The organism is Mumia flava (genome assembly GCF_002797495.1).
GTDB lineage: Bacteria > Actinomycetota > Actinomycetes > Propionibacteriales > Nocardioidaceae > Mumia > Mumia flava.
Window position 1 is genome coordinate 941,857 of sequence record NZ_PGEZ01000001.1, and the last position, 22,201, is coordinate 964,057.

At 71.6% G+C, this 22,201-nt stretch carries 19 protein-coding genes; 10 read left to right on the plus strand and 9 right to left on the minus strand.

Translation table 11 applies throughout. The features are described 5' to 3' along the window. Nucleotides 1-3: 3 nt before the first annotated feature. Genes CLV56_RS04450 through CLV56_RS04465 form a run of 4 tightly spaced genes read right to left on the minus strand, consistent with a single transcriptional unit; the run spans nt 4 to nt 3,412 of the window. Nucleotides 4-1,224 carry a cation:proton antiporter gene (locus CLV56_RS04450; protein ID WP_039371156.1) on the minus strand — a complete coding sequence of 407 codons (1,221 nt, stop codon included), beginning with the start codon at nt 1,222-1,224 and terminating at the stop codon, nt 4-6. Nucleotides 1,225-1,233: 9 nt separating this feature from the next. Next, nucleotides 1,234-1,785 (minus strand): histidine phosphatase family protein, encoded by a 552-nt coding sequence (locus CLV56_RS04455; protein WP_245857596.1) that lies wholly within the window; start codon nt 1,783-1,785, stop codon nt 1,234-1,236. A 20-nt stretch (nt 1,786-1,805) separates the two neighbouring features. Then, the gene (locus tag CLV56_RS04460) at nt 1,806-2,870 is read right to left on the minus strand and encodes a DUF2332 domain-containing protein (protein ID WP_100414440.1); all 1,065 of its coding nucleotides are present in this window, start codon (nt 2,868-2,870) and stop codon (nt 1,806-1,808) included. Further along, nucleotides 2,867-3,412, minus strand: coding sequence for a YflT domain-containing protein (locus tag CLV56_RS04465; protein WP_211287978.1), 546 nt, complete (start codon nt 3,410-3,412; stop codon nt 2,867-2,869). Before CLV56_RS04465 ends, CLV56_RS04460 begins: the two co-directional genes overlap by 4 nt. A gap of 152 nt (nt 3,413-3,564) precedes the next feature. On the opposite strand from CLV56_RS04465, the gene CLV56_RS04470 reads away from it, so the two are divergent. The 3 genes from CLV56_RS04470 to CLV56_RS04480 all read left to right on the plus strand — a co-directional run bounded on the left by CLV56_RS04470 (nt 3,565) and on the right by CLV56_RS04480 (nt 7,668). Then, on the plus strand, nt 3,565-4,812 hold the full coding sequence (locus CLV56_RS04470; RefSeq protein WP_100414441.1) for an acetate/propionate family kinase: 1,248 nt from the start codon (nt 3,565-3,567) through the stop codon (nt 4,810-4,812). Further along, on the plus strand, nt 4,809-7,190 hold the full coding sequence (locus tag CLV56_RS04475; protein WP_039363014.1) for a phosphoketolase family protein: 2,382 nt from the start codon (nt 4,809-4,811) through the stop codon (nt 7,188-7,190). Before CLV56_RS04470 ends, CLV56_RS04475 begins: the two co-directional genes overlap by 4 nt. A gap of 88 nt (nt 7,191-7,278) precedes the next feature. After that, nucleotides 7,279-7,668 (plus strand): hypothetical protein, encoded by a 390-nt coding sequence (locus CLV56_RS04480; RefSeq protein WP_039363012.1) that lies wholly within the window; start codon nt 7,279-7,281, stop codon nt 7,666-7,668. A gap of 69 nt (nt 7,669-7,737) precedes the next feature. On the opposite strand, the gene CLV56_RS04485 is transcribed toward CLV56_RS04480, so the two are convergent. Then, complete coding sequence (locus CLV56_RS04485) at nt 7,738-8,769, minus strand: lysylphosphatidylglycerol synthase transmembrane domain-containing protein (RefSeq protein WP_100414442.1); 1,032 nt, start codon at nt 8,767-8,769, stop codon at nt 7,738-7,740. A 114-nt stretch (nt 8,770-8,883) separates the two neighbouring features. Next, nucleotides 8,884-10,998, minus strand: a complete 2,115-nt coding sequence (locus CLV56_RS04490; protein ID WP_039363009.1) for a RecQ family ATP-dependent DNA helicase — start codon at nt 10,996-10,998, stop codon at nt 8,884-8,886. A 59-nt stretch (nt 10,999-11,057) separates the two neighbouring features. Between CLV56_RS04490 and CLV56_RS04495 the strand changes: the two genes are divergently transcribed. Further along, on the plus strand, nt 11,058-11,468 hold the full coding sequence (locus CLV56_RS04495; protein ID WP_039363006.1) for a DUF3592 domain-containing protein: 411 nt from the start codon (nt 11,058-11,060) through the stop codon (nt 11,466-11,468). Nucleotides 11,469-11,825: 357 nt separating this feature from the next. On the opposite strand, the gene CLV56_RS04500 is transcribed toward CLV56_RS04495, so the two are convergent. From CLV56_RS04500 to CLV56_RS04510, 3 genes are all read right to left on the minus strand, one after another. Then, on the minus strand, nt 11,826-13,022 hold the full coding sequence (locus tag CLV56_RS04500; RefSeq protein ID WP_039363004.1) for an acyl-CoA dehydrogenase family protein: 1,197 nt from the start codon (nt 13,020-13,022) through the stop codon (nt 11,826-11,828). A 78-nt stretch (nt 13,023-13,100) separates the two neighbouring features. Further along, nucleotides 13,101-14,084 carry an HpcH/HpaI aldolase/citrate lyase family protein gene (locus CLV56_RS04505; RefSeq protein WP_100414443.1) on the minus strand — a complete coding sequence of 328 codons (984 nt, stop codon included), beginning with the start codon at nt 14,082-14,084 and terminating at the stop codon, nt 13,101-13,103. Between the two features lie 112 nt (nt 14,085-14,196). Next, nucleotides 14,197-15,075, minus strand: a complete 879-nt coding sequence (locus CLV56_RS04510; protein WP_039363002.1) for a DMT family transporter — start codon at nt 15,073-15,075, stop codon at nt 14,197-14,199. A gap of 255 nt (nt 15,076-15,330) precedes the next feature. Between CLV56_RS04510 and CLV56_RS04515 the strand changes: the two genes are divergently transcribed. The 6 genes from CLV56_RS04515 to CLV56_RS04540 all read left to right on the plus strand — a co-directional run bounded on the left by CLV56_RS04515 (nt 15,331) and on the right by CLV56_RS04540 (nt 22,197). Beyond that, complete coding sequence (locus tag CLV56_RS04515) at nt 15,331-15,882, plus strand: hypothetical protein (protein ID WP_157805061.1); 552 nt, start codon at nt 15,331-15,333, stop codon at nt 15,880-15,882. A gap of 9 nt (nt 15,883-15,891) precedes the next feature. Further along, nucleotides 15,892-18,189, plus strand: a complete 2,298-nt coding sequence (locus tag CLV56_RS04520) for an FdhF/YdeP family oxidoreductase (protein WP_100414445.1) — start codon at nt 15,892-15,894, stop codon at nt 18,187-18,189. Between the two features lie 104 nt (nt 18,190-18,293). Next, the gene (locus tag CLV56_RS04525; RefSeq protein ID WP_039362999.1) at nt 18,294-19,025 is read left to right on the plus strand and encodes a hypothetical protein; all 732 of its coding nucleotides are present in this window, start codon (nt 18,294-18,296) and stop codon (nt 19,023-19,025) included. A gap of 155 nt (nt 19,026-19,180) precedes the next feature. Beyond that, on the plus strand, nt 19,181-20,470 hold the full coding sequence (locus tag CLV56_RS04530; protein WP_039362997.1) for a magnesium transporter MgtE N-terminal domain-containing protein: 1,290 nt from the start codon (nt 19,181-19,183) through the stop codon (nt 20,468-20,470). Then, on the plus strand, nt 20,467-20,988 hold the full coding sequence (locus tag CLV56_RS04535; RefSeq protein WP_039362995.1) for a DUF1003 domain-containing protein: 522 nt from the start codon (nt 20,467-20,469) through the stop codon (nt 20,986-20,988). The genes CLV56_RS04530 and CLV56_RS04535 overlap by 4 nt, the downstream gene beginning before the upstream one ends. Before the next feature lie 60 nt (nt 20,989-21,048). Then, nucleotides 21,049-22,197, plus strand: a complete 1,149-nt coding sequence (locus tag CLV56_RS04540) for an Mrp/NBP35 family ATP-binding protein (RefSeq protein WP_039362992.1) — start codon at nt 21,049-21,051, stop codon at nt 22,195-22,197. The last annotated feature ends 4 nt before the right edge of the window (nt 22,198-22,201 follow it).

Genomic DNA, 22,201 nt, shown 5'->3' on the forward strand with positions numbered 1-22,201 from the left:
GATTCAGGGCTCGGGCTGGTCCGCCGCGGGATCCCGGCCCGCCCGTTCGCGCTCCCCGAGCACGCCGGCCAGGAACGGCAGCACGGCGACCGTCAGCGCGCCCCCGGTGACCAGGATCGACGCCGCCGTCTTCGACATCGCGTCCGACTCCACCGCCACCGTCGTCACCGCCACGATCACCGGCAGGCCGGTCGCGCCGTAGAGGCCGACCTGGAGGCTCTGGGACGGCGTGAAACGCCGGAGACCGGTCTCCGGGTCCCGGTCTGTCCACGCGTCGATCAGCACCGGGACCCCGCGGACCAGCAGGATCCCGAGCACGAAGACGACCAGCACGCCGGGCGCGCTGACGACCTCGTCCATGTCGATGTCCATGCCCGAGGTGATGAAGAACAGCGGGATCAGCAGGCCGAACGCCAGCCCTTCCAGCTTGGTCTCCAACCGCTCGTCGCCGCTGGGGAAGATCTGGCGCAGCACGAAGCCGGCGGCGAACGCGCCGAGGATCGAGTCGAGGTGGAACGCAGCCGCCAGCGTGCCCAGCGTGAACAGCAGCAGCACGGTGAAGCGTACGGTCGTCTGGGCCGTGGTCTCCGACCCGGCGCGCACGATGTCGACGACCCGGCTCGCCCGGTCGCGTGCACGCGCCGGCAGCAGCGCCGCCGCCACCGCGATCGCGAGGAAGATCGACAGGGCCACGATCGAACCGACCGGCCCGGTGGCACTGAGCAGGACGGCCATCGCGATGACGGGTCCCACCTCGCCGTACGCACCGTGGTTGAGCACCGTCCGGCCGACGGCGGTCTCCATCAGGTTGCTGTCCTTGAGGATCGGGATCAACGTCCCCAGAGCCGTGGAGGTGAGCGCGATCGCGACGGCCACCTCACTGGTCACGATGCCGGCCGCGTCGAGCACGAAGACGACCGCGAACGCCATCGCCAGGCAGCTCAGCCAGGTGACGAGCGCCCGCCGTCCGCCGCGTCCGGTCACCTCGCCGAGCTCGATCTCGTAGCCCGCCAGGAGGAAGAGCATCCCGAGCCCGAAGTCGTGCAGCAGCGCGATCGTCTCGTCGGAGCCGGCCAGGTCGAGGGCGTGCGGGCCGATCAGGATGCCGGCGCCGAGCAGCAGCACGACCTCGGGCAGGCGACGCTTCGGCACGAGACCCGCGAGGACCGGGGCGAGGACGGCGCACAGGAAGATCCAGAACAGCGACGTCACGGTCTCGTGCATGATCGAAGACTAGGCGTTCCACCTCTCGACCACGGGGTCCGTGTCATGCTCCCAGCCGAGTACGGAGATGGTCGCGGTGTCGAGCGCGAGGCTCCGCCCGAAGGCGACCGGCTCCCCCAGCCACCGGGCGGCGAGCGCCCGCAACGCGTGCCCGTGGCCGAACGCGAGCACGGGCCCGTCGGCCGCGCGCGCCCGGTCGACGACGCGGTCGAGCCGAGCGGCGACGTCGTCGGGGCGTTCGCCGCCGGGGGCGCCGCGGGCCCAGATCGTCCAGCCCGGCTCGCGCTCGCGGATCTCCGTGGTCGTGAGGCCCTCGTAGTCGCCGTAGTCCCACTCCGCCAGATCGTCGTCCACCACGGCGTCGTCGAACCCCGCGAGCTCGGCCGTACGGCGGGCTCGGATCCGTGGGCTGGCGAGCACGAGCGCGAACGACTGCTCGGCCAGCCTCGGCGCGACCGCGCGCGCCTGCGCCTCGCCGTCGGGCAGCAGCGGCAGGTCCGTGCGCCCGGTGTGCCGGCCGTTGCGGGCCCACTCGGTCGCGCCGTGCCGGACCAGCCACATCCTGACCCCCTCCATCGCCCTCACCCCGTCCAGGTCACCGGCAGGCCGTGCGGAGGTGCGGTGCCGATCCGGGTCTCCTCGCCGAACGGCCAGGTGGTCAGGAGCACCGGGTACGGGCCGACGGACCCGGGGACGTCAGGCTCGAGCGTGATCCGCGCGAAGGGGGTGTCGGGCGTGCCGGCCGCGCCCAGCTCGGCGACCCGGGCGTCGATCCGGGCGAGCTCGGCCTCGCCGACGTACTGCCGGAAGACCGAGTGCCACACCACCGTCGCGATCCCGGGCACCGGCTCGATCTCGTCCAGACCGTCGGCCGCGCCGACGGTCAGCATCGTCCGCTCCGTCGCGTCCGCCACCGCGAGCGCCGCACGCAGGCGCTCCAGCCGTACGACCTGGTCCGGCCAGGTGTACGACTCGAGCGTGAGCCGGTCCGCAGGATCGCCTGCGTCCAGCGGATCGAGGTCGATCCCGATCCGCTCGACGACCTGCAGCGGCGCGTCACCTGGAGGGTTCGGGCCGCGCCACGCGTCGTCGAGGACGACCGACGCTCCCTTCGCACCCCAGCGGCCCGAGGGCGAGCCGTAGGCGAACCGGTCCGCGCAGAGGTTGAGACCGGCGCTCGCCCCGACCTCGACCAGCCGGACCGGCGTGCTGAAGCGGTCGGCGACGCGCAGGAGCCCTCCGAGCAGCGCCGCCGCCCGCCCGACCTCGTTCGTCTGCGGCGGCTGCGCCAGCTCGGCGTGCAGCGCCGCGGCGTCGGCCTCGAGTCGCTCACGGACGACCGGCCAGGCCTTCTCGAGCTCCCAGGTGCCGCCCACGCTCGGGTAGAACGGGACGAGCTCGGGGGCCCGGCCGTCGAGGACGCGGCGGTGGAGCGACCCGGCCAGCCGAAGAGCGATCGCGCTCGGCGGAGCCGCTGCGACCTCCCCGAGCACCCGCAGCGTGACGCCGCCGGCCGCGATGTCGGCCGCCATCGCGTCGAACAGCGCGCCGTACATCGGCGACCCGATCGCCTCGCACGTCCGGGCCTGCGCGGTGAAGGCCTCGGCGGCGCGCGACCCGGTCGCGCTCGGGGCCGCGCGAGTCATGCGGTCGGGGGCTGCGGGGGCTCGCCGTACGGAGGCTGAGGCGTCGGCGGCTGCTGCTGCATGGCGGGGTGGATCAGCCCGGCCAGCGTCTTCTGCGCCTCGGCGAGCATCCGGTGCTCGACCAGCAGCTCGTAGCGCGACGCGATCACCTGCGCGACCGAGGTGAAGTCGCGCTGACCGCGCGTGAAGGCGTACCCGACCAGCCCCCACACCAGCCCGAAGCCCAGGCCGATCAGCATGGCCGACAGCACGATCTGGAACCAGTTGCCCGGCTCGGCGAAGATGCCGACGATCAGACCGAGCAGCAGACCGAACCAGGCGCCGCTCGCCGCGCCGTACCCGGCAGCCTTGCCCGTGGTCATCCGGCCGGTGACCCGCTCGATCTGCTTGAGGTCGGTGCCGACGATCAGGCAGTTCTCCACCGGGAACCGCTCGTCGGACAGGTAGTCGACCGCCCGCTGCGCCTCGCGGTAGTCGTCGAAGTACGCCAGGTGCTGCGGGTACTCCAAGGTGAACGCGGAGCGTCCCTGCTGAACAGCCATCGAATCGTCCTCCTCGTCGGGTTCAGTCCCCAGCGTAGTGACGCGCCCGGACGGGCGTCGCTCGACGTGCAGGCACCCTCAGGCTTCGACAGACTGACCGGGGACCTTCCCCGGCGCCGTCCGACGACGCCTGCCTGCAGCGAGGAGCCTCGATGCCAGAGGAGACCGTGCTCGTGGTCAACGCGGGCTCGTCGTCACTGAAGTACGAGCTGCGTGACGCGCGGACCCGCCGCCGGCTCGCGAAGGGTCTCGTCGACCGGATCGGGCGCGGCGGCACCCACCACCTGCACCGCGGCGAGGACGACGCCGTGACCGACACGACGCTGGGCGACGCCGACCACGGCGACGCGGTCGCAGCGATGCTCACCGCGCTGGACGCCTCACCCCCCGGTCTGGACCAGGTCCTCGGAGTCGGCCACCGGGTCGTGCACGGCGGCACCGAGTTCACCGAGCCCACGCTGGTCGACGACGACGTGCTCGCGCGCCTCGACGACCTCGGCTCGCTCGCACCGCTGCACAACCCGGTCGCGACGCGGTGCATCCGGCTCGTCCGGGACCGTACGGGCGCACTGCCCCAGGTGGCCGTGTTCGACACCGCCTTCCACGCCACCCTGCCGGACGTCGCGTACTCCTTCGCGCTCCCGGACGACGTGACGCGGCGGTGGGGGCTGCGGCGGTACGGCTTCCACGGGACGAGCGTCGAGTACGTGACCGGAGCGGCCGCGCGGCTCCTCGGCGTCGACGTCGACTCCGTGAACCTGATCGTGTGCCACCTCGGCAACGGAGCCTCGGTGACCGCCGTCCGCGCGGGCCACAGCGTCGACACGTCGATGGGCTTCACCCCGCTGTCCGGTCTCGTCATGGGAACGCGCTCCGGTGACGTCGACGCCTCGGTGGTCCTGCGCCTCGAGCAGGAGGCCGGGATGACCCCGGACGAGGTGGCCGAGCTCCTCGAGCGGCGCAGCGGGCTGCTCGGACTCACCGGCGACCCCGACATGTTGGCGAACCGCGAGCGGGCCGACGCCGGAGATCCGGACGCGCAGCGCGCCGTCGCCCTCGTCGCCTACCGGATCTGCCACTACGTCGGCGCCTACCTGCCGGTCGTCCCCGGCCTGCACGGTCTCGTGTTCACCGGCGGAATCGGCGAGCACGACTCCGCGCTGCGGGCCGAGGTCTGCCGGATCCTGGCCCACCTCGGCATGCCTGTCGACCCGGCGCTCAACGCCGCGTCCGCGCCCGAGCGCGGGATGCGGGTCGGCGCCGGCCCGATCGACGTCCTCGTCGTCCCGACCGACGAGGAGGCGGAGATCGCCGAGCACACGGTCGCGCTGATCCGTACGGGCGCCCGTGCACAGCACCAGCCGCAGACGACACTCCAGAACCACCAGGAGCAGCCATGACAGACACCGACGCGCTGGCCAGCCTCACCGACGACGACGTGCGCGCACTCGACGCGTGGTTCCGGGCGGCCAACTATCTGACGGTCGCGCAGATCTACCTCCAGGACAACGTCCTGCTCGAGCGCCCGCTGACGCCCGACGACATCAAGCCCCGGCTGCTCGGCCACTGGGGCACCGGTCCGGGCCAGGCCCTCGTCTACGCCCACATGAACCGGCTGATCCGGCTGACCGGGCAGCAGGCGATCTACCTCTCCGGTCCCGGTCACGGCGGACCGACGCTCGTCGGCGCCGGCTGGCTCGAGGACACCTACAGCGAGGTCTACCCCGACGTCACCCGCGACGGGGCGGGGATGAAGCGGCTGTGCCGGCAGTTCTCCAGCCCGGGCGGCATCCCCAGCCACGTCTCGGTCACCACGCCGGGGTCGATCCACGAGGGCGGCGAGCTCGGGTACGCGCTGGTGCACGCGTTCGGCTCGGTCTTCGACAACCCGGACCTGCTGTCGGTCTGCGTCGTCGGCGACGGGGAGGCGGAGACCGGACCGCTCGAGGGGTCGTGGAAGGGCATCTCGTTCCTCAACCCCGAGCGCGACGGCGCGGTGCTGCCGATCCTGCACCTCAACGGCGCGAAGATCGCCAGCCCGACCGTCCTCGCACGCAAGTCGCCCGAGGACGTCCGTGCGCTGTTCACCGGGCACGGCTACGACGTGATCGAGGTCGAAGGCGACGACCTTCCCGGCATGCACCACCGCTTCGCGGCCGGTCTCGCCGAGGCGTACGGCAAGATCCGCGCGATCCAGACCGCGGCGCGCGACGGCTCGTGGGACGGCGCGATGCCGCGCTGGCCGATGATCGTGCTCCGCAGCCCGAAGGGGTGGACCGGTCCGAAGACCGTCGACGGCGTCCAGGTCGAGGGCACCTGGCGCGCCCACCAGGTGCCGCTGTCCGGGGTCAAGGAGAACGCCGACCACCTGCGCCAGCTCGAGGAGTGGATGCGGTCCTACGACCCCGACGAGCTGTTCCCCGACGGCATCCCGAACGCCGACATCGACGCGAACAACCCGGCCGGCGAGCTGCGGATGAGCGCCAACCCGGCAGCGAACGGCGGCGTCCTGACCGAGGACCTTCGGATCCGACCGTTCCGCGACTACGCACTCGACGTCACCTCGCCCGCGTCCACACGGGTCGAGGGGATGCGGCAGCTCGGCGCGATGCTCGCCGACTTCTACCGCGACAACCCCGAGACGTTCCGGCTGTTCTGCCCCGACGAGACCAACTCCAACCGCCTCGGTGCGGTCTTCGACGTCTCCGACCGGATGTCGGCCGAGGTCGTCACCGACGAGGACGTCAAGCTGTCGAAGGACGGCCGGGTGATGGAGGTGCTCAGCGAGCACAACTGCCAGGGCTGGCTCGAGGCCTACACGCTGACCGGCCGCCACGGCATGTTCGCGACGTACGAGGCGTTCGCGATGGTCAGCGCCTCGATGACCGTGCAGCACGCCAAGTGGCTCGAGGAGGCGAACCACCTGCCGTGGCGCGCGAAGATCCCGAGCCTCAACATCCTGCTCACGTCGACCACGTGGCGCAACGACCACAACGGCTTCTCCCACCAGGGGCCCGGCCTGATCAACGTGGTGCTCAACATGCGCTCGGCCGTGGCGCGCGTCTACCTGCCGCCGGACGCGAACTGCATGCTGTCGGTCGCCGACCACTGCTTCCGGTCGCGCAACTACGTCAACCTGCTCGTGATGGACAAGCAGCCGCACCTCCAGTACCTCACGATGGACGAGGCCGTCGAGCACTGCACGAAGGGCGCCGGGATCTGGGAGTGGGCCGGCAACGAGACCGGCACCGACGGCAAGCCCGACATCGTGCTCGCGTGCGCCGGCGACGTGGTGACCGCCGAGACGGTTGCGGCGGCCGAGCTGCTGAAGGAGTGGGTGCCGGACCTCTCCGTACGCGTGGTGAACGTCGTCGACCTGATGACGCTGCCGCGGCAGAAGGACCACCCGCACGGGATGTCCGAGGCGGACTTCCGCGGCCTCTTCACCGACGACGTCGACGTCGTCTTCGCCTTCCACGGCTACCACGGCGCGATCCACAAGCTCGTGCACGGACGTCCGAAGGCCGACCGGTTCCACGTCCGCGGGTTCATCGAGCAGGGCACCACGACGACTCCGTTCGACATGACGGTGCTGAACGAGGCGTCGCGCTACCACCTGGCCGTCGACGCCCTGAACAACACCGACGCGACGCCGGCGAACGCTCAGGAGCTGCGCGAGCACTGCGCCCAGATGCTCGAGAAGCACCACGCGTACGTCCGCGAGCACCTCCAGGACATGCCCGAGGTGCGCGACTGGGTGCTCGGACAGCAGTCGTGAGCACCCGTACGGCCCTCCTCGAGCGGTGGAGACGGAGGCCACGGTCGCGTGTGACGTGGGTGTAACACGGTCCACGTAGCCTCCCCGCATGGATGCGCAGGCACGGCACAGCGTCGAGGCCTTCATCGCCGCGTGTCGAGACCGGCGGGTGTCGACGACGCCCGTCTACAAGCGGGTCACGACCACGTCCTCGGGGCGGCTGCTGGCCTGGACCGCGTCGAAGCGACCGATCACCGAGGGGTGGGTGCTGCCAGAGCCCGTCGCGGTCGAGGACGCCACCCACGCCGTCGTCCTCCCGGTGGGGCTCGTCTACGGGGCGATGGTCGTACGGCGCAAGGTGCCGCACGCGCAGCGCAAGGGCGGGCCCTCGTGGGAGAACGTCTACGTGCTGCTGGACGAGTTCTGGCGGCCGGCGTCGCCGCACGACCACGGCCTGACGCAGGCGATGTACGACTACTTCATCGCCAGCACCCGCTGACCCCCCGCTGCTCGAGGCGCGAGCGCAGCGAGCGATCGAGAGCCCCTCCCCGGTCGAGCCTTTCGAGGCTCACGCCGCCTTCGGCACCGCGATCCGCCACCCCGCCCACGCGAACAGCCCGAGCGGGATCGGCAGCCAGAACGAGAACAGCCGGTAGAGGAGCGTGCCGATCAGGGCGGTGTCGGCGGGGACCCCGATCACCACGAGCAGCGTCGTCAGCCCGGCATCGACCAGCCCGACCCCGCCCGGCGTGATCGGGATGATCGCGAACGTCTGCGCCACCACGTACGCGAGCAGCACCTCGGCGGGGCGGGCGTGGGCGCCGAACGCGACGAGCGCGGCGACGAGGGCGGCGAAGTCGCACATCCGGTTGGCTGCAGCGGCGACCACCGCACGCCACCAGCGGCCGGTGAACGCGACGGCGATCCGGTCGCGCTCGGCGAGCAGCCCGTCGGCCACCCGCTGCGGCGTGATCGCAGCGGTGAACACCTGTCCCACCCGGCCGATCCCCCGCCCGAACGCCGCCACCACCCGCGGCCACGTGAGCGCGGTGAAGCCGACGGCGACGATCACGACCGCCAGGATCAGCGACACCACCAGGCCGAGCTGGAGCTGGTCCGCGGGCGGCGGCCCGATGATCAGCGCCGGGATGGTCAGGACCGGGAGAAGGAGCAGGACCGCCGACGACAGGAGGTTCGAGGCGGTCAGACCCGACGCGACCGCGCCACCGGGCTGGCCTGCGGCGATCAGGACCTTCCCTTGCACCACGGCGCCGGTCGCGGCGCCGCCGGGGATCACCTTGCTCGCGGCGTTGCCGGCGAGCTGTCCCGTCGCGGCGACGCCCCAGCCCAGACGCGGGTGCGGAGCGGTCTCCGACGGAGCGAGCGCGATCCGCGTCAGCCACCACAGGGCAGCGAAGCTGAGCAGCTCCAGCACCGCGAGGATGACGAACCACTGCGGCTCGACGGTCGCCAACCGTGGCCACGCCCCGAACATCGTGAGCAGGCCCGGCGCGACCACGTACAGCCCGATCGCCGTGATGGCCAGCCACACCGTGCGCGCGCCCCAGCGTCGCACCAGCCCCCGGAACGTGATCGCCATGCCACCTCCCCGCTCCGGATCCGGCCGATGTCTGCCTCGGTCGACCACGATGTCATCGCGCGGTCCCCCGGGAGCACGATGTCATGAACCGGGGTCGCCTGCGATCGCGTGTCCTCAGACCCGCCGGTGGACGAGCAGCGGCAGGACGTGGCTCGCGCCGGCGTCGCGCAGCGCGGCGGCTGCCACGGTGATCGGCCACTGGCTCGCCGTGGCGTCCACGACGAGCAGCACGCACCGGCCGGACACGCGCTGCGTGTCCTGGACGGTGATCGAGTCACGCCACGCGGCGGCCTCGTCCGCCGACGACATCTCCCGTACGTCGGCCGGCGGTGCCCCGACCTCCAGCGCCGACCGGTCGAGCCTGCCGACCTCGGCCAGGTGGTCCGCGACGCTGCCGACCAGCACCGGATTCCCGGCCGCAGGCAGCCCGACGACGACGTCAGGCCGCGCCGGCCACGACGAACGCCAACGGGCCAGCACGCCGACGCACGCGTCCAGCACCTCCTGCGGCGCCGGGGCATCCCGCTCGAACATCGTGGAGACCGCCTCGCGCCACTCGGGGGCATCGGCGTGGACGAGGACCCGGCCGGGCTCGGCCGAACGGTCCGGGCCGATCCGGCCGCGCGTCCCGAAAGCACCGCCCGGCCACATCTTGCGCGGCTCGAGCACATGGTCCTCCCCGCGCAGGCACCGCGCGACCGCCGCGACGGTCTCAGGTGCCGGCGCGGCCTCCAGGCCCTCGGGGAGCCGCCCCACGCAGACGGAGCAACGGCCGCACTCGGTGGCGTGCGGGTCGTCCAGGGACTCACCGAGCAGCTGCATGAGGCAGCGCGCACCATCGGTGTAGGCCCGCATGATGTCCGCCTCCCGACGCCGCTGCGCCACCACGCCGTCGTAGTGCTCGGCGTCGTACGTCCACTCCCGCCCGGTCGCGAGCCAGCCCCGCTCGACCCGCTCGACCACGCCGTCGACCGCGAGCTGCTTGAGCATCAGCTCGACGCGCCCGCGGCGCAGCCCCGTCTCGGCCTCGAGCGCCGGGACGCTCGCGGGTGCGTCGGCATCGAAGCTCCCGAGACCGGCGAGGAGCCGGTGGACCTGCTCGGGCACCGGGATCGTCGCGGTGGCGAAGTAGTCCCACACGCCCGCGTCCGCGCCGGACGGGAGCAGGACGGCGTGCGCGTGGTCGATCGCGCGGCCGGCGCGTCCGACCTGCTGGTAGTAGGGCACCGGCGACGGCGGCGCGCCGACGTGCACGACGAAGCCCAGGTCAGGCTTGTCGTAGCCCATCCCGAGCGCCGAGGTCGCGACCAGCGCCTTGACCTCGTTGTCCCGCAGCGCGTCCTCGAGCCGGTGCCGCTCGTCGGCGGCGAGCGCCCCGGTGTAGGCCGCCACGGGCACCGCGTCGCCGTGGACCGCCCGGATCGCACTCGTCAGCCGCTGCGCGTCGGCGACCGTCAGCGTGTACACGATCCCGGAGCCGTCGAGCCGCGGGAGGTGGTCGACCACCCACGCGTACCGCTCGAGCGGGGAGAGCTTGTCCACCACGGACAGCGCCAGGCTGGACCGGGCGAGCGGGCCGCGGAGCACGAGGGTCTGCTCACCGAGCTGGTGCGCGACGTCGGCGGTGACCCGCTCGTTCGCCGTCGCGGTGGTGGCGAGCACCGGCGTGTCCGGATCCAGCGAGGTCAGCACGTCGGAGACCCGCCGGTAGTCGGGGCGGAAGTCGTGGCCCCAGTCGGAGACCGCGTGCGCCTCGTCGATCACGAGCAGACCGATGCGACCCGCGAGGGCGTCGAGCACGCGCCGCCCGAACCCCGGGTTCGCCAGGCGCTCCGGCGAGACCAGCAGCACGTCGACCGAACCCGCACGCAGCGAGTCCTCGATCGACCCCCACTCCTCGATGTTGGACGAGTTGAGCGTGGCTGCGCGCAGCCCGGCTCGACCAGCAGCGGCGACCTGGTCGCGCATCAGGGACAGCAGCGGCGACACCACGAGCGTGACGCCGGCGCCCTCGGCCCGACGGATCGCCGTCGCCGCCCAGTACACCGCCGACTTGCCCCACCCGGTCGCCTGCACGACCAGCACCCGGGCCCCGGGCTCGACCAGGCCGGCGACCGCCCGCTCCTGGTCGGGACGCAATCGCGCGCCGTCCCCCGCGAGCGCTCGTACGACACCTCCCGCGACGTCGGCACGGGCGGCGGACAGGGGTGATTCGGTGGAGGTCGTCATCGTCGCTACCCTAGGCGCCGCCCCCGACACCGTCGCACCACGATCCACAGGGAGATCCCGTGACCGCCGACCAGGTCGTTGCCGTCGTCGCCGCCGGGTTCGCGCTGCTCGGCACGGTCTTCGTGCTGATCGGGCTCCTCCGCCGCCGGATGACGCGAGCCTGGCAACCCACCCGCGGAACCGTCGTCACGAGGGACGGCAGCGTCCACGGCCTGCCGTCCGGGTACCCGACGGTCCAGTGGCAGGACACCGCCGGCCGCACGCACCGACGGACGTCGATCGTGCGTCAGTCGTTCCCGCCGCGGCTCGGCACGACCGTGCCCGTCCTGTACGACCCCGACCGCCCGGACCGGGGCGTGATGGACACCGCGGTGCAGCGAGGGACGGTCTTCGTCGCGGTCGGCGCGGGGCTGCTCGTGATCGCGCTGCTGCTCGGTGCGCTCGCGACGTACGTCGCCGTCGCCCTCTGAGCCGCACCGTACGGTCGTGCGGTCGGTCCCCGGTCGGTCGATCGGTCGTTCAGGCTCCGCACGTTTGCGTTGCCGGCAACGACAACTGGTTCCGGGCACCGAGAATGCGCGCGCGTCTGCGGTGCCACGAACCGCCTTCCGTTGCCGGCAACCGAAACGTGCGGCTGGTCAGAGCGAGCTCGACCGACCGCGCGCGGCAACAACCCGTCGCGCCGACAACCCGGGATGCGTCCAGCCAGGATGCCGCCGAGTTTGCGTTGCCGGCAACGACAACTGGTTCCGGGCACCGAGAAAGCGCGCACGTCTGCGGTGCCACGAACCGCCTTCCGTTGCCGGCAACGCAAAACGTGCGGGCGATCAGAGCTTGTAGTCCTTCAGCAGGCTGCGCCCGATGATCATCTTCTGGATGTCCGACGTGCCCTCGCCGATCAGCATGAACGCCGCCTCGCGGTAGAGCCGCTCGATCTCGTACTCCTTGGAGTACCCGTACCCGCCGTGGATCCGGAACGACGCCTCGACGACCTCGTTGCAGTACTCCGAGGCGAGCATCTTCGCCATCCCGGCCTCGACGTCGTTGCGCTCCCCGGCGTCCTTCTTGCGGGCGGCCCGGACGACCATCGCGTGCGCCGTCTCGACCTTCGTGGCCATCTCCGCGATCCGGAAGAGGATCGCCTGGTGCTGCGCGATCGGCTTGCCGAAGGTCTCGCGCTGCTGGGCGTAGGCGATCCCGAGCTCGAAGGCGCGGTTCGCGATGCCGACGGCCCGGGCACCGACGTTCACGCGACCGACCTCGACGCCGTCCATCATCTGGTAGAAGCCCTGGCCGGGCTCGCCGCCGAGGATCTGGTCCGCCGAGATCACATGCCCCTCGAGGATCATCTCGGTGGTGTCGATCCCCTTGTAGCCCATCTTGTCGATCTTGCCGGGCACCGTGATGCCCTGCGCCGTCTCGCCGAAGCCGGGCTCCTTCTCGATCAGGAACGTCGTCATGTTCCGGTAGACCGAGTCCGCGCCCTCGTCGGTCTTGCACAGCACCGCGACGAGGTTCGAGGAGCCACCGTTGGTCAGCCACATCTTCTGGCCGGTGATGCTGTAGGAGCCATCGTCCTGCTTGGTCGCCTTCGTCGACACCGCCGAGACGTCCGAGCCCAGCGCCGGCTCCGACATCGAGAACGCGCCACGCACCTCGCCGGTCGCCATCCGCGGCAGGTACTTCTGCTTCTGCTCCTCGGTGCCGTGCTGCATCAGCATGTACGCGACGATGAAGTGCGTGTTGATGACGCCCGAGACGCTCATCCAGCCGCGCGCGATCTCCTCCACGCACAAGGCGTACGTCAGCAGCGACTCGCCGAGGCCGCCGTACTCCTCGGGGATCATCAGCCCGAAGATGCCGAGCTCCTTGAGGCCCTCGACGATCTGCGTCGGGTACTCGTCGGCGTGCTCGAGGTCGGTCGCGACCGGGATGATCTCCTTCTCCACGAACTCGCGGACGACCTTGAGGATCTCCTCCTGGTCCTCGGTGAGGCCTTCAGTGGTGACGAGGCGGCGGGCCATGGTGGTCTCTCTTCGGTCGTCGGGGCGGCGTTCGTACGGCGGGGTGCGGAGCCGGGCGGGCTCGCGGGGCGGCCGACCTCAGTCGGTCGGCGGCTCCCAGGTCGAGGAGCGCTGCATGCCGGCTGCTCGGCCCTTGGCCGAGATCACCAGCGCCATCTTGCGCGACGCCTCGTCGATCATCTCGTCGCCGAGCATCGCCGAGCCCTTCTTGCCCCCGGCCTCGGAGGTGAACCAGTCGTAGGCGTCGAGGATGTTCTCGGCGTGGTCGTAGTCCTCCTGGCGCGGGCTGTAGACCTCGTTCGCGACGTCGACCTGGCCGGGGTGCAGGACCCACTTGCCGTCGAAGCCGAGCGCGGCCGAACGCGACGCGACGCGACGGAAGCCGTCGGTGTCGCGGATCTGGAGGTACGGGCCGTCGATCGCCTGCTTGTCGTAGGCCCGGGCCGCCATCAGGATGCTCATCAGGATGTGGTGGTACGCGTCGCCGACGTCGTAGCCGGAGGGCTGCTCACCCACCACGAGGGACTTCATGTTGATGCTCGCCATGAAGTCCGCGGGGCCGAAGATGATGGTCTCGACGCGCGGCGAGGCGGCGGCGATCGCGTTGACGTTGGTCAGGCCGAGCGCGTTCTCGATCTGCGCCTCGATGCCGATCCGGCCGGCCTCGAGGCCCACCGTGGTCTCGATCTGGGTGAGCAGCAGGTCGAGCGCGACCACCTGCTCGGCAGTCTGGACCTTCGGAAGCATGATGCAGTCGAGGTTGGCTCCCGCACCCTCGACGACCTCGATCACGTCGCGGTAGGTCCACTTCGTGGTCCAGTCGTTGACGCGGACGACCCGGACCTTCTCGCCCCAGCCGCCTTCGTTCAGGGCGGCGACGATGTTCTTGCGCGCATCGGGCTTCGCCAGCGGGGCCACGGCGTCCTCGATGTCGAGGAACACCTGGTCGGCGTCGAGGCCCTTGGCCTTCTCCAGGAAGCGGGGGTTCGAGCCGGGCACGGCCAGGCAGGAGCGGCGCGAGCGCAGGGCCTTGTTCTCGGCGGAGACAGCGTCAGCAGACACGGGACACCTCGGGTCTCAGGGTCAGGGCGGTGCTGACGATACCCATCGGACTTGTTAACGCCTAGTAACAAGTCGGGAAGTGTGACCCGCGTAACGCGCGCGCCCACGCCGATCACTCGGCGAGCGGGACCTCCTCGGGCCGCGGTCGGCCGCGGACCACCACCACCGCCAGTCCGGCGAGGATCAGCGCGAGCCCCGCGTACACCCCGACCGCCGGGGCCTGACCGAGCAGCACCGCCGCGAGCAGGGCGGCGCCGGGGACCTCGAGCAGCAGGATCAGCGAGACCACGACCGGGCTGTAGACCGCGAGCAGGTGGTTCAGCACCGAGTGGCCGAGCAGCTGCGCCGTGATCGTGACGCCGACGATGCCGGCCCACGCCGCGCTGTCGAACCCGACCAGGTCGACCCCGAGCACCAGCGCCGTGACCAGGAGGATGACCGCGCAGATCCCGTACGCCAGCGTGGTGTAGGTGGTGGTCGTCAGGCGCGCGCGGGCGCTGCCGCCGGCGACCGTGTAGACCGCGGCCGCGAACCCGCCGACCAGCGCCAGCAGGTCCCCCCGGACCGCGTCCGCCGACAGGGTCAGGTCGACGCCGGTGATCACCACGACGCCGGCGATCGCGATCAGCAGACCCACCACGACGGGGACGGGTACGTGCTCCCCGCGCAGCCTCCCGATCAGCGCCACCCAGGCGACCTGCATCGAGACCAGGGCGATCGCCGCCGCCACCGAGGTGAGCTTCAGCGCGCTGACCCAGGTCGCGAAGTGCAGCGCGAGCGCGGCGCCGGAGACCAGGCACGTACGGAGGTCGGATCGCGTGAGGCCGCGGAGCTCGTCGCGACGGCGCGCGGCCGCGACCGGGACGAGCACCGCCTCGGCGAACGCGTTGCGCCAGAACGCGATCGCGAGCGCCGGCGCGTTCGTACCCGCCATCAGCGGACCCGAGAGCGAGACCCCGAGGACGCCGACGACGGCGAGCAGGACGTTCACCGCGTCAGTCTGCCAGGGTCTCGATCGCTCGCTCCGCTCGCGCCTCGACCAGCGTCCCCGCTCGACGAGGCGCAGCGAAGCGGCGCGCCCCCGCTCGTCGAGGAAGCGAAGCGACGTCCCCCCGCTCGACGAGGCGAAGCGAAGCGACGTCCCCCGCTCGACGAGGCGAAGCGAAGCGACGTCCCCCCGCTCGACGAGGCGGAGCGAAGCGACGATCGAGACGCGCTGACCACGATCCGCCCTATGCTGGCGCGCATGGACGAGCCGGATCCGCAGGTCGCCAGCGACGAGTTCGACGCGCTCTACCGCCAGGCGTTCGTGGCCGAGGTGGCGAAGAAGGCCGGCCTTCTCTGGGTGATCTACGCGGACCGCTGGCACCCCGTCTGGCACGTCTGGCACGAGGGCTCGGTGTGCGTGGTCGCCGGCGGGGACGAGCAGCCGCTCCCCCAGATCCGTGAGCAGGACGAGGTCGTCCTCGACCTCCGCGCGAAGTCGACCCGCGCGGCGGTGGCGAAGGTGCGCGCGAGCGTGGAGGTCCTCGGACCGGACCACGACGACCACGACGCCGTCGTCGAGGCGCTGACGGCCGGCCGGCTCAACCTGTTCGACGGTGAGCAGGCTCCGCAACGCTGGGCGCGCGAGTGCACCATCGTCCGCTTCACCCCGACCGACCTGATCGCGGCACCGGGCCACCTCGACGAGTCGGCCCAGCGCGAGCAGCCGATCCCCTCCCCCGCGGTCACCGCCGACTCCCGCCCGTTCTCCCTGCACCGGCAGCGGAGGATCCCGAGGTTGAGCACGGACTAGCCTGGAGGAGTGACGAGCAGCACTCCTTCCACGCCCGACGGGTCCCCCGGGGACGACCGGCACCTCGAGATCGGGCACCCGAAGTCCGCGGCCGCCGGGGTCACCGGTGTCCGGGTCGCCGTCAGCCGCGCGGTGAGCTCCATGGGCCCGAGGCGCAGCTGGAAGGCGCTGCGCGGCCTCAACCAGAAGGACGGGTTCGACTGCCCGAGCTGCGCCTGGCCGGACCCGGACCACCGCGCCGCCGCCGAGTTCTGCGAGAACGGCGCGAAGGCGACCGCCGAGGAGGGCACCCGCGCGCGGGCGACCCCGGAGCTGTTCGCCCGTCACTCGATCGCCGACCTCGACGCCCACGACGAGCTCTGGCTGGGGCAGCAGGGTCGCCTCACCACGCCGATGGTCAAGCGCCCGGATGCGACGCACTACGAGCCGATCGGCTGGAACGACGCGTTCGATCTGGTCGCCGACCACCTGAACGCCCTCGACGATCCCGACCAGGCCGCGTTCTACACCTCGGGCCGGACCTCCAACGAGGCGGCGTTCGCCTACCAGCTCTTCGCCCGCGCGTACGGGACGAACAACCTGCCCGACTGCTCGAACATGTGCCACGAGTCGACGGGTGTCGCCCTGGCCGAGACGATCGGGATCGGCAAGGGCAGCGTGAGCCTGCGCGACCTGTACGACGCCGACCTGATCGTGGTCGCCGGCCAGAACCCGGGGACGAACCACCCGCGCATGCTCAGCGCGCTGGAGACCGCCAAGCGGCGCGGCGCCCGGATCATCAGCATCAACCCGCTGCGGGAGACGGGACTGGTGAACTTCCGCAACCCGCAGAAGCCGCGGGGCGTCGTCGGCCGAGGGACCGATCTCGCCGACCTGCACCTGCCCGTACGGACCAACGGAGACCTGGCGCTGTTCCAGGCGATCGGGTCGCTGCTGGTCGGCTGGGACGCGATCGACCACGCCTTCGTCGCGCAGCACACGGTCGGGTACGACGCGTGGGCCGCGCACGTGAGCGCCGTGGACTGGGACGTGGTGCGCGCCGCGACCGGCCTGACCCGCGAGCAGATCACCGAGGCCGCCGCGATGCTGCGCGACTCGAGCGCCACGATCTGGTGCTGGGCGATGGGCCTGACGCAGCACCGCAACGCCGTCGCGACGATCAAGGAGGTCGTCAACCTGGCGCTCGTCCGCGGCGACATCGGCAGGCGCGGCGCGGGCCTGTGCCCGGTGCGCGGCCACTCGAACGTCCAGGGCGACCGGTCGATGGGGATCTGGGAGAAGCCCCCGGCAGCGTTCCTGGACCGGCTGGGCGACCACTTCGGGTTCGAGCCGCCGCGGGAGCACGGGTACGACACGGTCGACGCGATCCGCGCGATGCGCGACGGGCGTGTCCGGGTGTTCTTCGCGCTCGGCGGCAACTTCGTCCAGGCCGCCCCGGACACCGAGGTCACCGCGGACGCGTTGCGCGGGTGCGACCTGACCGTGCACGTGTCCACCAAGCTCAACCGCTCGCACCTGGTCTGCGGACGGACCGCGCTGATCCTCCCGACGCTCGGGCGGACCGAGGTCGACCGGCAGGCCTCCGGCGAGCAGTTCGTGACCGTCGAGGACTCGATGTCGGTCGTGCACGCGTCACGGGGGCGCCTCGAGCCGGCCTCCGAGCACCTGCTCTCGGAGACCGCCATCGTCACCGGCGTGGCCGAGGCGACCCTCCGAGAGACGGACGGCACGAGCCGGTTCGGCATCGGCTGGGCCGCGATGCGTGACGACTACCGCGAGGTCCGCGGACACATCGCCGCGGTGGTGCCGGGGTGCGCCGGCTACGAGGCGAACACCGACCGGCCCGGCGGCTTCGTGATGCCCCACCCGCCGCGGGACTCGCGGGAGTTCCCGACCCCCGAGGGCGCCGGTGTCCTGACCGTCTCGCCGATCGAGGTGCTGCACGTCCCGGACGGCCACCTCCTGCTCCAGACGCTCCGCAGCCACGACCAGTTCAACACCACGATCTACGGTCTGTCGGACCGCTACCGCGGGATCGAGGGCGGGCGCCACGTGGTGTTCGTCCACCACGACGACGTCGCCACGCTCGGTCTCGACGACGGTGCGGTCGTCGACCTGGTCTCGGTGGGCCCCGACGGGCGGGAGCGCCGCGCCGGCGGCTTCCGCGTCGTCGAGTACGAGCTCCCGCGCGGCACCGCCGCCGCGTACTACCCGGAGACGAATCCCCTGGTCGCGCTCGACTCGGTCGCCCTCGGTTCGAACACCCCGACGTCGAAGTCGGTCGTGGTCCGTCTCGAGCCGCGGTGAGGTCGCGATTTCCTTCGAGGGTCAATTTCTGGGACCGTGCCTGCGGCGACCCTTTGTCCGGGTACGATCCTCTCGCTGATATCCCCTCGTACAGGAGGCCCTTCGTGAGGACCCTCGCCAAGCGCGCGGCCGCAGTGCTCTCCGGCACTGCGCTCGTCGTCTCGGGCGCGCTCGTCGCCGCGTCCGCCCCGGCTTCGGCCGCCCCGACCGCCGACCGTCCGGTCGACGTCACCAAGATCCGTGCAACCAACGGCATCGCCACCTACAAGTCGACCTCGATCAACATCGCCGCTGCCCGCAGCGTGCTGTCGAACGTGTCGTACTACTCGATGAAGGCCGGCGTCTACAAGGGCACGCGGCGTCTCGGCACGGTGACGCTCTACTCGTCGTCCGGCCGCGGCTACCTGAGCTTCCCCACCCGTTGGGGTCGCGGCACCTTCCGGATCAAGAACGTCCGGATCAGCGGCAACTTCGACTCGACCGGCAACTACGAGCGGTTCAACTACGTCGACACCGCGCCCGGTGGCTACTTCACCGTCAAGTCCGGCATCCGCGCCTCCGGCGGCATCAAGTACCGCTACGGGTCGACCAAGAAGGTCGCCCGGATGAAGCTCACGAAGTTCGGCACGAACGGCAAGTGGGGCGCGTACAAGAAGAAGAAGGTCGTCCTCCAGTACAAGAAGGGCGGCTGGAAGAAGGTCAAGAAGCTCAGGACCAACAAGAAGGGCAAGGTCCGCTACTCCTTCCGCATGGCGAAGCGCCACAAGTACCGCTTCGTCGTGAAGCCGGCAGCGACCGTCGCGGGCGGGAAGTTCCCGACCTCCGGCAAGGTCTGAGCCAGCCCGGTTCACGACAGCCCCGTCCCGCCTCGCGCGGGGCGGGGCTTCGTCGTGATCCCGTCGACCACCGCCGCGGGCGGAGCACGGCCGACCCTCCGGCAGGTCTGAGCGGCCTCCCCGGCTTCGCGACGGATCGCGGCTACCCTGAGCGCGTGACGTCGACGAGTCGGATCTTCCTCGCGCGACTGGCCGGTCACGCGGTCTTCGACCCGGCCGGCGACCAGGTGGGCAAGCTGCGCGACGTCGTGGTGACGCTGCGGGGAGCGGGCAGCCGTCCGCGCGTCCTCGGGCTGGTCGTCGAGATCCTCGGACGTCGACGGGTGTTCCTGCCGATGACCCGGGTGACCTCGCTCGAGGGCGGCCAGGTGATCACCACCGGCCTGCTGAACCTCCGACGCTTCGAGCAGCGGTCGACCGAGACGCTGGTCTTCGGGGAGCTGTTCGACCGCCGCGTCCACCTTCCGGCCGACGGCAAGGAGGCTGCCGTCTACGACGTCGCGATGGCTGAGGACCGCCGCCACGACTGGTACCTGAGCGCGGTCGCGCTGCGCGAGCGCGGCAAGGGACTGCGGCGGCGCGGCCACAGCGTGGTCGTGGAGTGGGCGGACGTCGCCGACCTCTCCGGTGAGCAGCCCGACCAGGGCGCCACCCACCTGCTCGCGACCATGGACACGATGCGTCCGGCCGACCTCGCGAACGCCCTGCGCGACCTCCCGATCCAGCGGCGGACCCAGATCGCCGCCGAGCTCGACGACGAACGCCTCGCGGACGTGCTGGAGGAGATGCCCGAGGCGGCCCAGGTCGAGATCCTGGGGACGCTCGACCCGGAGCGCGCCGCCGACGTGCTCGAGGAGATGTCCGCCGACGACGCGGCGGACGTGATCGCAGAGCTGCCCACCGCCACCGCCGAGGCCCTGCTCGCGCTGATGGAGCCCGACGAGGCCGAGGACGTCCGCCGCCTGATGGTCTACGAGGAGGGCACCGCCGGCGGCCTGATGACCTCGGACGCGGTGATCCTGCCGCCGGACGCGACCCTCGCCGAGGCGCTGGCGCTGATCCGCGACCCGGAGCTCTCGCCGTCGCTCGCCGCGAACGTGTACGTGTGCCGGCCGCCCCTGGAGACCCCCACGGGTCGCTTCCTCGGGGTCGCCCACTTCCAGCACCTGCTCCGGGAGCCGCCGTCGTCGCTGGTCGGGTCCATCGCGGTGAACGACATCGAGTGGCCACGACCGGAGACGACGCTGCCCGAGCTCGCCAGGATCCTCGCGGCTTACAACCTCGTCGCGTGTCCCGTCGTCGACGACTCCAACCACCTCGTCGGAGCCGTCACCGTCGACGACCTCCTCGACGAGATGCTGCCCGAGGGGTGGCGCGACGAGGACCGCCGCACCGAGGACGACCTCGACGTGCACCCGGCCGAAGGACACGAGGAGGCGTCGTGAGCGAGCAGACCGAGCGGGTCCGTCTCGATCAGCCCCGCGAGCAGCGCCGGTGGACGCGTCGGCGCCGACGCGTCGACCCCGAGACGTTCGGCAAGTTCGCCGAGGGCTTCGCCCGGTTCATGGGGACGGCCACCTTCATCGCCTGGATGACGGTCTTCATCATCGTCTGGGTGCTCTGGAACACGCTTCTCCCGGAGGACCTGCGCTTCGACGCCTACCCCTTCATCTTCCTGACGCTCATCCTGTCGCTGCAAGCCTCGTACGCCGCGCCGCTGATCCTGCTCGCCCAGAACCGGCAGGAGGCACGCGACCGGGTGACGCAGGAGCAGGATCGCGACGCGAACGCCCGGGCGCACGCCGACATGCAGTTCCTCGCTCGCGAGGTCGCGAGCCTCCGGCTGGCGCTCGGCGAGGTCGCCACCCGCGACTTCCTGCGCTCCGAGCTGCGCAGCGTGGTGGCGGATCTCGACGAGCGGCGCGAGGACGGCGACGGATCACGCCGGTCGGCGAGCGGCTGAGGTGTCCGCGCTCCGACCCGCGTCTGGGGCGGTGTAGGTCGCGCGCGTAGCATCGAAGCCATGCCCGCACAGACGACCCAGGTGAACCCCGACGCCGTCCAGGCCGCGCTGGCGACCGTCAACGACCCCGAGATCCGCCGTCCGATCACCGAGATCGGGATGGTCGACTCGGTCGACATCGACTCCGGGCACGTGACGGTCCACCTGCTGCTGACGGTGGCCGGCTGCCCGCTCAAGGACACGCTGACGCGGGACGTGACCGCCGCTGTGACCAAGGTCGACGGCGTCAGCGACGTCACCGTCGACATGGGCGTGATGAACGACGAGCAGCGCCAGCAGCTCCAGGAGACCCTGCGGGGCGGCCAGTCGCAGCGTGAGATCCCGTTCGCCAAGCCCGGCTCGCTCACCAAGGTGTACGCGATCGCCTCGGGCAAGGGCGGGGTCGGCAAGTCGTCGGTGACGGTCAACCTCGCAGCCGCGATGGCAGCGCAGGGGCTGGCCGTCGGCATCGTCGACGCCGACATCTACGGTCACTCGATCCCGGACATGCTCGGTGTGGGCGATGCCCGCCCCACGCAGGTCGAGGACATGATCATGCCGGTCCCGGTCCGCGGGATGCAGGTGATGAGCATCGGGATGCTCAAGCCGCGCAAGGACCAGGTCGTCGCGTGGCGCGGGCCCATGCTCGACCGGGCACTGGTGCAGATGCTCTCCGACGTCTACTGGGGCGACCTCGACGCGCTCTTGCTCGACCTCCCGCCGGGGACCGGCGACATGGCGATCAGCCTCGGACAGCACCTCCCGAACTCCGAGGTCGTGGTGGTGACCACACCGCAGGAGGCAGCCGCGACGGTGGCCGAGCGCGCCGGCACGATGGCCTCGATGATGCACCAGCGCGTCGTCGGCGTGATCGAGAACATGTCCTGGCTCGAGCTGCCGACCGGCGACCGGATGGAGGTCTTCGGCTCGGGCGGCGGCGAGAAGGTGGCGAGCACGCTCAGCGAGCGGTTCGGGTACGACGTGCCGCTGCTGGGCCAGGTGCCGCTCGACCAGCAGATGCGTGTCGGTGGGGACACCGGCGTCCCGATCGTGGACGAGGCCCCGGACGGTGCCGCCGGGAAGGCGTTGCGCCAGGTGGCGTCGACCCTGTCGGGCCGGGCGCGGGGTCTGGCGGGCATGCAGCTCGGGTTGTCCCCCACGGGGCGCTAGGCTG

What these genes read in the sequence shown, in the direction of transcription:
- CLV56_RS04455 (WP_245857596.1), bottom strand. Translation starts at nt 1,785, where the DNA reads ATGTGGCTGGTCCGGCACGGCGCGACCGAGTGGGCCCGCAACGGCCGG.
- CLV56_RS04485 (WP_100414442.1), bottom strand. Translation starts at nt 8,769, where the DNA reads ATGGCGATCACGTTCCGGGGGCTGGTGCGACGCTGGGGCGCGCGCACG.
- CLV56_RS04460 (WP_100414440.1), bottom strand. Translation starts at nt 2,870, where the DNA reads ATGACTCGCGCGGCCCCGAGCGCGACCGGGTCGCGCGCCGCCGAGGCC.
- CLV56_RS04475 (WP_039363014.1), top strand. Translation starts at nt 4,809, where the DNA reads ATGACAGACACCGACGCGCTGGCCAGCCTCACCGACGACGACGTGCGC.
- CLV56_RS04470 (WP_100414441.1), top strand. Translation starts at nt 3,565, where the DNA reads ATGCCAGAGGAGACCGTGCTCGTGGTCAACGCGGGCTCGTCGTCACTG.
- CLV56_RS04515 (WP_157805061.1), top strand. Translation starts at nt 15,331, where the DNA reads ATGGACGAGCCGGATCCGCAGGTCGCCAGCGACGAGTTCGACGCGCTC.
- CLV56_RS04540 (WP_039362992.1), top strand. Translation starts at nt 21,049, where the DNA reads ATGCCCGCACAGACGACCCAGGTGAACCCCGACGCCGTCCAGGCCGCG.
- CLV56_RS04465 (WP_211287978.1), bottom strand. Translation starts at nt 3,412, where the DNA reads ATGGCTGTTCAGCAGGGACGCTCCGCGTTCACCTTGGAGTACCCGCAG.
- CLV56_RS04480 (WP_039363012.1), top strand. Translation starts at nt 7,279, where the DNA reads ATGGATGCGCAGGCACGGCACAGCGTCGAGGCCTTCATCGCCGCGTGT.
- CLV56_RS04490 (WP_039363009.1), bottom strand. Translation starts at nt 10,998, where the DNA reads ATGACGACCTCCACCGAATCACCCCTGTCCGCCGCCCGTGCCGACGTC.
- CLV56_RS04500 (WP_039363004.1), bottom strand. Translation starts at nt 13,022, where the DNA reads ATGGCCCGCCGCCTCGTCACCACTGAAGGCCTCACCGAGGACCAGGAG.
- CLV56_RS04450 (WP_039371156.1), bottom strand. Translation starts at nt 1,224, where the DNA reads ATGCACGAGACCGTGACGTCGCTGTTCTGGATCTTCCTGTGCGCCGTC.